A 10652-nucleotide genomic window follows, 5' to 3' on the forward strand; every position below is an offset into this window, starting at 1 on the left:
TAAATTAGGCTATTTATAAAATTTTTTTATGGTCTTATTAATTTTATGTGTTTTTCAATTTTCCATTATATTTTCCATTTAAAAACTAAAATTATCGTAACATTTATATGTAAGATTTAACAAAAACCTTTATGTTGATATATTTGATAATGCCTCAGTGGCTCAGTCGGTAGAGCGCCAGACTTGTAATCTGGTGGTCGGGGGTTCAATTCCCCCCTGGGGCTTTAAATATTACTTATCTATAAAACAATTTCTATTTTATTTATTTTGATTAAAAATATGGAATTTTTTTAGTTTTTATTAAACTTTGGTAATTTTTATTTCATGAGTTTTTTAAGATTTTGTTATCTTAAACTTTCATGTTTAAAATTTGAAATTTTCGAAATTTTCACTAAAATTTACTGTAAAAAACGAAAGCTTTATATATTAAGTTAATCTTATATAAGAAAGTAGAAATGTTGCTATATGTAATATTTCAAAGTTTTGTATGGGACCGTAGGGTAGCTTGGTCGATCCTTTGGGCTTTGGGAGCCTGAGACTCCGGTTCAAATCCGGGCGGTCCCACTGTCCCGCCTTAGCTCAATTTGGCAGAGCGTTGGACTGTAGATCCAAATGTTGCTGGTTCAAGTCCGGCAGGCGGGATTTAATACTTTTGACATGTTTTTCATAAAATTTTTATGATTAATAGAAACCTTTATATATTATAAAGACAAAAGTATTTAATGTTGCATATTATAAAATCTTAATATGTTGATTTGTTAGTGATGTGCCTTGGTGGTGTAGGGGCTATCATGTGGGCCTGTCGAGCCCGCGACTCGGGTTCAAATCCCGGCCAAGGCGCTTTCTAAAAAGTCAAGTCTTCTTATAAAAAGATTTAAATAGTATGTAATAGAAAATTAATATTGGAAAATTCCAAAATTTAAGTATCTTAAGGGCTCGTAGCTCAGTCTGGCAGAGCGCTTGGCTTTTAACCAAGCGGCCGCGGGTTCAATTCCCGTCGGGCCCGTTTTCTTGTTTTTATATTAAATTTTATCTTTTTTTCAATAGTGTTTTTTATCAATTTTTTTCAAGCTGGAGGAAATTAATTTGAAATTGGATATCCAAAAACATAATTTAGTTCCGAAACATGAAATTTTGAACAATGAAGAAAAAGCTGAATTTTTAGATAATTTAGAATATGATGAAGAAAATCTTCCTAAAATTCTTCTAAAAGACCCTGTTTGTAAAGATATTGGTGCAGAAGAAGGAGATATTCTTAGAATTACTCGTGATAGTCCTACTGCTGGAGTTTTTGTAACCTACAGATTAGTTGTAGATAGGAATATTGAGTAAATTCTTATATTGATAAAAACTGGTAGTATATTTAGTATTAGATTAAAAGATAAAACTTATTTATAATATTTTTTTTACTTTTTTAATTTTATTAAATTATAAGTAAGTTATTTTTACTTAAATTATAATTGATATTGATTATTAACTGACAATATTAGATGTTTTATAAAGTTAAATTCCTGATTTTATAAAATATCTAATATTTTATCATTTAATCCTTAGATTCTTTATAATTAAGTCTAATGCTTTTGATTATATATTAGATCAATATAAATCTTTATTGTTCATATTATGTTTCAGTAAAGGTAAATTAGAATTGTTAGTGTTTACGTGGTGTATGTTACTTCTTTTTATAGTAATACTAGGAATCTAGAACACTATTTTTATTATAAATTATAATCTATACTAAATAAATGATTAATAAAATTTAATCAGGTTACTATTTTTTTATCTAAAACTTCTTAGAGTAGTTGTTTAATTTGGAATTAAATTTGTAAATTAAAAAATTAATTAAAATTTTAAAAAATCATAGGATTTTATTATTAAAATTGTTTGTTCCATTGGAATTTAAAAAATATTGGAGGAAGTCCATGACAAAAGAGACATGGGAATTAGTTGATGCATTTTTTGATGAATATAATCTTGTAGATCATCATATTAAATCATACAATGATTTTGTAAATAACCGTATTCAAAAAATCATAGATATTACTGATCCTATTAGTTTAGAAAACGGTAAATATACTGTACGTACAGGTAAATTGCATATTGAACCACCATTTACTAAAGAGGCAGACGGTTCTAAAAGTTCAATCTATCCAACAGAAGCTAGACTTAGGAATTTAAACTATTCTGCACATATGTATTTAGAAATGGCTTTGGATATTGAAGGTGAACCTGAGGCTGATTTTGAAGATGTATATATTGGTGAATTGCCAGTTATGCTTAAATCAAATATCTGCCACTTACATGGTTTAACTGATGAGGAATTAATCGAAAAAGGTGAAGATCCTCAAGACCCAGGCGGTTACTTCATTGTAAACGGTTCTGAAAGAGCTGTTGTTACAATGGAAGAAATCGCTCCAAACAAAATTATCTTAGAACGTATTGGGGAAGTTGAAGATAGACGTGCTAAAGCTATTGTAACTTCTATTAAAAGTGGTTTCAGAGCAAGAATCTCTTTAGAATATAAGAAACCTCGTAAAAGTGGTGTTTTCTTAAGAATATCCTTCCCATATGTTCCTGGTGAAATTCCACTTGTAATTCTTTTACGTGCTTTAGGTCTTTCTACAGATCAAGAAATTATTACTGCAATATCCGATGATTTCAACTTCCAAATGATGATTGCAGATGATATTCAAGTATCTGAAGATTCATTAAAATTAGATCCTAAAGAAATGGAAAATATGTCCAAAGAGGAAAGAGATGAATACTTACGTTTATCTGCAGTTAAATATATCGGTAACCGTGTTGCTAAAGGTATGACTGAAGAATACCGTGTTAAACGTGCAGAAGATGTAATCGATAGGTATTTATTACCTCATATGGGTATTGAACCTGAGAAACGTCATAATAAAGCAATCTATTTAGCTGAAATGACTGAAATGTTACTCCAGGTTATAGATCAACAACGTGAACCTCACGATAAGGATCATTATACCAATAAAAGACTTAGGGTATCTGGAGATTTAATGGAAGATTTATTCAGGGTAGCATATACTTCCCTTACAAGAGATATGAGTTATCAATTGGAAAGAAGTATCTCTCGTGGTAAAGATTTATCTATTAAACAAGCAGTAAGATCCGATGTTTTAACTGAAAACATTAAACATGCTATTGCAACAGGTAACTGGGTTGGAGGTAGGGCTGGTGTAAGCCAACTTTTAGATAGGACTAGTTATATGGGTACACTCTCTCACTTAAGACGTGTTGTATCTCCTTTAACAAGAAGTCAACCTCACTTTGAAGCAAGAGATTTACACCCAACTCAATTTGGTAAAATCTGTCCTAACGAAACTCCTGAGGGACCTAACTGTGGATTAGTAAAGAACTTAGCACTATTATGTAAGATTTCCGAAGGTTCAGATACACAGGACATTATTGATGTTATTAAAAGTATGGGTGTTCTTGATGGAAACAACGCTAAAATTTACATCAATGGTGAACTTTTAGGTAACTGTGATGAGCCGGTAGCATTTACAGAGGAAATGAGGGAAAAGAGAAGAGCTGGAGAAATATCATCAGAAATGAATATTACCTATTATGATGATACTAATGAAATCTATATCTTCAATGATCCAGGTAGAGCAAGAAGACCATTAATCATTGTCAAGGATGGTGTTCCATTACTTACTAAAGAACATCTTGATCAAGTTGCTTCTAAGGAACTTAAATGGAATGACTTAATTGATATGGGTCTTATTGAATATTTAGATGCTGAAGAGGAAGAAAACGCATACATTGCAATGTCAGTTAAAGATTTAAATCCAGATCATACTCATCTAGAAATCGACCCTGCTACCATGCTTGGTATTTGTGCAGGTATTATTCCATTTTCAGACCATAACTCCTCTCCAAGGAACACTATGGAATCCGGTATGACAAAGCAAGCATTAGGTTTATATGTATCTAACTATGCATTACGTACAGATACTAGGGCACACTTATTACATCACCCTCAAAAACCTATTGTAAAAACACGTATCATTGATTCAACTGAATATGATAAGAGACCATCTGGTCAAAACTTTGTTGTAGCATTAATGAGTTACGAAGGATATAATATGGAAGATGCTATGATTTTAAATAAATCTTCTATTGAAAGAGGTTTAGGTAGAAGTTCTTTCTTCAGATCATATGATACCTCTGAAAAACGTTATCCTGGTGGACAAGAGGATAAATTTGAGATTCCTGATAAATCCGTTAAAGGATACAGATCAGATGCTGCATACAGACACCTAGATGAAGACGGTGTTGTAAATCCTGAAAGTTATGTAGAATCTGGAGATGTTCTTATTGGAAAAACATCACCTCCTAGATTCCTTGAAGAAATCGATGAATTTGGTACTGTTTCCGAGAAACGTAGAGAAACTTCTGTAACTGTACGTCATGGTGAGAAGGGTATTGTTGATGCAGTTCTCTTAACTGAAACTGTTGAAGGTAGTCGTCTTGCAAAAATACGTGTTAGAGATACTAGACAACCTGAATTTGGTGATAAATTCGCATCAAGACACGGTCAAAAAGGTGTAGTAGGTCTTATATTATCTCAAGAAGATGTGCCATTTACCGAAGACGGAATTGTACCGGATGTTATTGTAAATCCTCACGCTATCCCTTCAAGGATGTCTGTAGGACAAGTACTTGAAATGGTAGCTGGTAAAGCTGGTTGTCTTGAAGGTAAAAGGATAGATGGAACTCCATTTAATCCTGAAATAGAAAAACACATCAAACAAACCTTGATTGATTATGGTTTTGAATCTGCAGGATGTGAATCTTTATACAGTGGAGTAACTGGTGAAAGAATAGAGGCTGAAATCTTCGTTGGAGTAGCATTCTATCAGAAATTGCACCACATGACTTCTGATAAAGTTTATGCTCGTTCTAGAGGTCCTGTACAAGTACTTACACGTCAACCTACTGAAGGTAGAGCACGTGAAGGTGGATTAAGGTTTGGAGAAATGGAAAGAGATTGTCTTATTGCTCATGGTGCAGCTCTTGCACTTAAAGAAAGATTACTTGATGAATCAGATAAATACGAAGCTATTGTCTGTGGAGAATGTGGTATGCTTGCAGTATATGATAAAAGTAGAAATAAAACCTATTGTCCTATCTGTGGTGAATCAGAATCATACTCAATTGAAATCTCTTATGCATTTAAATTATTACTTGACGAACTTAAGAGTTTATGTATCTTCCCTAAATTAGTCCTAGGAGACAAAGTTTAGAGAGTTGGACTGTTGAATTAAATATTATTAAGGAGCCAATAATTTGAGAGATAAAGGAATTATTAAAAAGATTCAAGAAATTAACTTCGGACTCATGTCTCCAGATCAAATCAGGAAAATGTCTGTAGTTAAGATTGAAACTCCAGATACCTATGATGAGGATGGTTATCCTATTGAAAATGGTTTAATGGATCCTCATTTAGGTGTTATAGATCCAAGTTTAAAATGCCGTACTTGTGGATTTAGAGGTGGAGAATGTCAAGGTCACTTTGGAAGTATCGATTTAGCTAGACCTGTAATTCATGTTGGTTTTGGTGATGTTATTCACAAAATCTTACGTTCAACTTGTAATGAATGTGGCCGTATCCTTTTAGATGAAGTTGAAATAGAAGAATTCAGACAAAAAATAGATTTCTGTAAAGAACATGAAGAAAACTTAAATGACATCATTAAAGAAGTTTATAAAGCTGCTAAAAAAGATACATGTCCTCACTGTGGTGCTGAACAAGAAGATATTAAAATCGATAAACCTACCACCATTACCCAGGGAGATTATAAATTAACAGCAAGTGAAGTTAGGGAAAGACTTGAAAAAATCACCGATGATGATGCATATGTCTTAGGTGTAAATCCTGAAGTTGCACGTCCTGAATGGATGGTACTTACAGTTCTTCCTGTTCCTCCAGTAACAGTAAGACCATCAATTACCTTAGATACCGGTGAAAGATCAGAGGATGATTTAACTCACAAACTTGTTGATATTTTAAGAATCAATCAAAGATTAATTGAAAACATGGAAGCAGGAGCTCCTCAACTTATTGTTGAAGATTTATGGGAGCTTTTACAATACCATGTAACAACTTACTTCGATAATGAAGCAAGTGGTGTACCACCTGCAAGACACAGATCTGGAAGACCTTTAAAAACATTAGCTCAAAGGTTAAAAGGTAAGGAAGGAAGGTTCAGAAGTAACCTATCCGGTAAAAGGGTTAACTTCTCAGCACGTACTGTAATTTCTCCAGATCCAAACATCTCTATTAACGAAGTCGGTGTGCCTGAAATGATTGCAAAAGAGGTAACCGTACCAACTTATGTTAATGAGTGGAATATTGATGAAATGAGGGAATATATTAAAAATGGTCCTAATGTTCATCCTGGTGCAAATTATGTTGTAAGATTAGATGGTAGAAAAATCAGGATCTATGATGAAACTAAAGATAAAATCTTAGAACAATTAGAACCTGGTTTCATTGTAGAAAGACATCTTCATGATGGAGATATGGTTTTATTCAACCGTCAGCCTTCACTTCACAGAATGTCTATGATGGCACATGAAGTTAAGGTTCTACCTTATAAAACATTCAGGTTAAACTTATGTGTATGTCCTCCATATAACGCAGATTTCGATGGAGACGAAATGAACATGCACATCTTCCAAACTGATGAAGCAAGAGCTGAAGCTAAATCCCTTATGAGGGTACAGGAACATATCCTATCACCTAGGTTTGGTGGACCTATTATTGGTGCTATTCACGATCACATTTCCGGAGGATATCTACTTACTAGAACTGGTTCTGAATTTACTGAGGAACAGGCTTTCCAAGTTATTAGAAAATCACATCTTAAAATGCCAAAACGTAAACATGAAAATTGGACTGGTAAAGAGTTATTCAGTTTACTTTTACCTGATGATTTAAACATGACTTATAAGGCTGAGATTTGTCAAAAATGTGATGTATGTCTTAAAGAAAAATGTGAAAACGACGCATATGTTGTAATTAAAAATGGTCAACTACTTTATGGTGCTATTGATGAGAAAGCATATGGTTCAGCATCTGGTCAAATTTTAGATACTATTACTAAAGAATATGGTCCTGCAGCTGCTAAGGAATTCCTTGACCGTTCTACTGATATGGCTATCTGTGGAATTATGAAAACTGGTATTACTACAAGTACTAATGATGAAGAGATTCCTGAAGAAGCTCAGGAACGTATTAAAGAACACTTACAAAAAGCAGAAGAAAAGGTAGATTTATTAGTTAAAACATATGAAAATGATGAACTTGAAGCATTACCAGGTAGAAGCCTTGAAGAAACTTTAGAGATGAGAATCATGCAAGTTTTAGGTGAAGCAAGGGATAAATCTGGAGAAATTGCTGAAAGTTACTTTGATATGTCAAACCATTCTGTAGTTATGGCAAGAACTGGTGCAAGGGCATCTATGTTAAACTTAACTCAGATTACCTCTTGTGTAGGACAGCAATCCGTTCGTGGTGGACGTATTCACAGAGGTTACTCTGAAAGAACATTACCTCACTTCAGGAAAAACGAATTAGGTGCTAAAGCAAAAGGATTTGTACATTCATCATATAAAGATGGACTTGATCCTATTGAATTCTATTTCCACGCTATGGGTGGAAGAGAAGGTTTAGTAGATACTGCTATTCGTACTGCTCAATCTGGTTATATGCAAAGAAGACTTGTAAACGCTCTTGAAGATTTAAAAGCTAGTTCCAATGGTCGTGTAACCGATAACAGAGGTATGGTTGTTCAAACACTATTTGGTGAAGATGGTGTAGATCCTGCTAAAAGTGATCATGGTCATGTAGCAAACCTTGATAAACTTATTGATGAAATGAGGGTTAAGAAATAGAGGGGATTATAATGGCTAGTGAATTAACTAAAGATGAAGTTTTAGAAAAGGTAAATGAAGTAGTTGATAGTAAAAATTATAATTTCCCACCTAAATATAGGGAAGATATAACTGATGCATACATTAGAAGGGATCTTACCGATAAGGAGTTAGATACTTTAGTTGATAAAGTAGAAGAGGCTTATGAAAGATCCTTTATTCAGGCAGGTGAGGCTGTAGGTACTGTAGCTGCTCAATCTGTAGGTGAACCGGGTACTCAGATGACTATGCGTACTTTCCACTATGCGGGGGTAGCAGAATTAAACGTAACCTTAGGTTTACCTAGGCTTATTGAAATTGTAGATGCTCGTAAAAAGATTTCAACACCTACAATGGATATTTATTTGTCCTCTGAAGAAAATCCTGAAAATGGTTTAGCACTTAATCAAGATGAGGAATTTGTACGTAAACTTGCAAACTACATTGGTAAAAGTACCATAAATGATGTACTTGAGGATTTCAATGTAAACTATGCTGAAATGAAAGTGGATGCTATTTTAAACAAGGACAAAATTGCAGATAAAAGACTTGATTATGATGATGTAATTTCAACCATTGAAAAATCATTTAAAAAGGTTAAAGTTGATGATAATAAATTTACTTTTGAACCATCTAAGGCTTCCATTAGGGAATTACGTCTTTTAGCAGATAAGGTTAGAGATACTCAAATCAGTGGTTTAAAAGGTATTGGAAAAGTTATCATCAGAAAAGAAGATGAATGGATTATACATACTGAAGGTTCAAATCTTAAAGATATTCTTAAAATCGATGGAATTGACAATGTTAGAACAACTACAAACGATATCCATGAGATTTATGTTGTTTTAGGTATTGAAGCTGCACGTAATGCTATTATTCATGAAGCTTATAGAACCTTATCTGAACAAGGTCTTTCTGTTGATATTAGACATATTATGCTTGTAGCTGATATGATGACCTCTGAAGGTGTTGTAAAATCTATTGGTCGTCATGGTATTGGTGGAGAAAAATCTTCTGTCCTTGCTCGTGCGGCATTTGAGGAAACTGGTAAACACTTACTTAGGGCAAGTATTCATGGGGAAACCGATAAACTTACTGGTGTTATTGAAAACATTATTGTTGGTCAACCTATACCATTAGGTACTGGATCTGTAGATGTCATAATGGATAAAGATCAAACAGAAGAAACTACTAAATCCAATAGGGCTAAAGCTAAAAAAACCCTTAAGGCTATCAAAAAAGAAAGAGCTAAAAGTATGTATTAATTGAAGGGTATATTTTATATTCTTTAATTATTATTTTTTTTATTTTAAGAAAATTTTATTAATGAGATATTTTAAAAATAATATCATTATTTTTTTATTTGTTTCAGATGTAAAACTCATTATTTGTTTAATGGTTTTGCTTAAACTTTTTAGTTTAATTTGTAATTATATTTGTAATATAAAATTTATACTTGAGTTAAAATATTAATGGTTTTAAGATATAGTCAAGTTTAAAAATTCAAACTATTCAGAATAGTATGAATTGATTATTACATATGTATACTATTTGGAACTTTTGTTCCATTTTTTCAGTGTTTAGTTAAACTTTATAGATAAAGACTCTAAAACTAGACTCTGTTACATAGCAGAATATGTATTTTGAAATTCTGTTTAATTATGTTATAAAAATTTTTAAAGGAGGCAGATGATGGACGTAGATAGAGCAATCAGAGTAGCAGTAGATACAGGTGATGTAATCTTAGGCTCTGAAAAATCAATTCAATCTTTAAAATTAGGAAAAGGTCAACTTGTTATTGTTGCAGAAAACAGTCCTAAAGAAATTCTTGAAGATGTAGAATATTATTCTAACCTTTCTAATGTTCCTTACTATGTTTATGAAGGTACCAGTGTAACTCTTGGTTCAGTATGTGGTAAACCTTTCACAGTAGCTACATTAGTTATTAACGATCCAGGAGATTCTACTATACTAGAAGTAATGGGGTAGATTTTAGTGTCTATTAAATTTAATTCTAATGAAATTAGATATATTGCATTATTTGAAAGTATGACTGGTGCTATGGTTAAAGATTGTCTTGTAGATGAGGACCATAGTAAAGTTACTTATGTTGTTAAAAATGGAGATATGGGTTTAGCAATTGGTAAAGGTGGAAGCACAGTTAATAAGGTAAAAAGAGCTGTTGATAAAGGTGTTGAAATTGTCGAACACTCAGATGATCCTACAGTTTTCATTAAAAATCTTTTAGCTCCTGCTCAACTTAAATCAATTAAGGTTCTTAAAAAAGAATCTGGAGAAACTATTGCTACAGTTACCGCAGATAATACTAACAAACGTATTGCTATCGGTAAAGATGGAGTCAATATTGAAAGAGCTAAACTTTTAGCAAATAGACAACATAATATTAGTAATATTATCTTAAAATAATTAGTTAGTTTATCATATTAATTATTTTTTACATTTAATATTATTTTTTATTAATATTCTAATCTTTAATTTTTAAAAAAAAGAGATGATTCTCTTTTTTTCATTTTTTTTCAATAAACATGTTAGTTATTTTTTTTGCTTATCTGTTTTTATTATTATGAACTGTTTTATTGGTTTTTAATTGTTTATTGTTATTTTTTTGATTATTCTTTATCTTGATTAAAGAATTTAGACTTTATTTTTCATTTATTAACACTTTTAAATTGAATTTTTTAATT

The 10652-nt window shown here is 32.1% G+C and carries 6 protein-coding genes and 5 tRNA genes; all 11 read left to right on the forward strand.

What is annotated here, in order from left to right:
* The first annotated feature begins 151 nt into the window (after positions 1-151).
* The 11 genes from ON24_RS07125 (at position 152) to ON24_RS07175 (ending at position 10374) form a co-directional block, all read left to right on the forward strand.
* Positions 152-224 (forward strand) — tRNA-Thr (locus ON24_RS07125).
* A 265-nt stretch (positions 225-489) separates the two neighbouring features.
* Positions 490-564: transfer RNA gene (locus tag ON24_RS07130), tRNA-Pro, on the forward strand.
* 4 nt (positions 565-568) lie between these two features.
* Positions 569-642 (forward strand) — tRNA-Tyr (locus tag ON24_RS07135).
* A gap of 126 nt (positions 643-768) precedes the next feature.
* Positions 769-840: transfer RNA gene (locus tag ON24_RS07140), tRNA-Asp, on the forward strand.
* A 92-nt stretch (positions 841-932) separates the two neighbouring features.
* A tRNA-Lys gene (locus ON24_RS07145) sits at positions 933-1006 on the forward strand.
* Positions 1007-1086: 80 nt separating this feature from the next.
* Entirely contained in the window at positions 1087-1332 is a 246-nt protein-coding gene (locus ON24_RS07150) for a DNA-directed RNA polymerase subunit H (RefSeq protein ID WP_016357957.1), read from the forward strand.
* Between the two features lie 590 nt (positions 1333-1922).
* Positions 1923-5276: a DNA-directed RNA polymerase subunit B gene (locus ON24_RS07155; protein ID WP_016357958.1), complete on the forward strand. Its 3354-nt coding sequence runs from the start codon at positions 1923-1925 to the stop codon at positions 5274-5276.
* Between the two features lie 94 nt (positions 5277-5370).
* Entirely contained in the window at positions 5371-7929 is a 2559-nt protein-coding gene (locus ON24_RS07160) for a DNA-directed RNA polymerase subunit A' (RefSeq protein ID WP_050553590.1), read from the forward strand.
* A gap of 11 nt (positions 7930-7940) precedes the next feature.
* Entirely contained in the window at positions 7941-9212 is a 1272-nt protein-coding gene (rpoA2, locus tag ON24_RS07165; protein WP_040682452.1) for a DNA-directed RNA polymerase subunit A'', read from the forward strand.
* 424 nt (positions 9213-9636) lie between these two features.
* Positions 9637-9936 (forward strand): 50S ribosomal protein L30e, encoded by a 300-nt coding sequence (locus ON24_RS07170; protein WP_016357961.1) that lies wholly within the window; start codon positions 9637-9639, stop codon positions 9934-9936.
* A 6-nt stretch (positions 9937-9942) separates the two neighbouring features.
* Complete coding sequence (locus tag ON24_RS07175; protein ID WP_016357962.1) at positions 9943-10374, forward strand: NusA-like transcription termination signal-binding factor; 432 nt, start codon at positions 9943-9945, stop codon at positions 10372-10374.
* The last annotated feature ends 278 nt before the right edge of the window (positions 10375-10652 follow it).

The sequence above is a fragment of the Methanobrevibacter boviskoreani JH1 genome (genome assembly GCF_000320505.1).
Lineage (GTDB): Archaea > Methanobacteriota > Methanobacteria > Methanobacteriales > Methanobacteriaceae > Methanarmilla > Methanarmilla boviskoreani.

Excerpts from the sequence above, each read along its gene's own strand:
- ON24_RS07155 (WP_016357958.1), top strand. The coding sequence starts at position 1,923 with ATGACAAAAGAGACATGGGAATTAGTTGATGCATTTTTTGATGAATAT.
- ON24_RS07160 (WP_050553590.1), top strand. The coding sequence starts at position 5,371 with ATGTCTCCAGATCAAATCAGGAAAATGTCTGTAGTTAAGATTGAAACT.
- rpoA2 (WP_040682452.1), top strand. The coding sequence starts at position 7,941 with ATGGCTAGTGAATTAACTAAAGATGAAGTTTTAGAAAAGGTAAATGAA.
- ON24_RS07170 (WP_016357961.1), top strand. The coding sequence starts at position 9,637 with ATGATGGACGTAGATAGAGCAATCAGAGTAGCAGTAGATACAGGTGAT.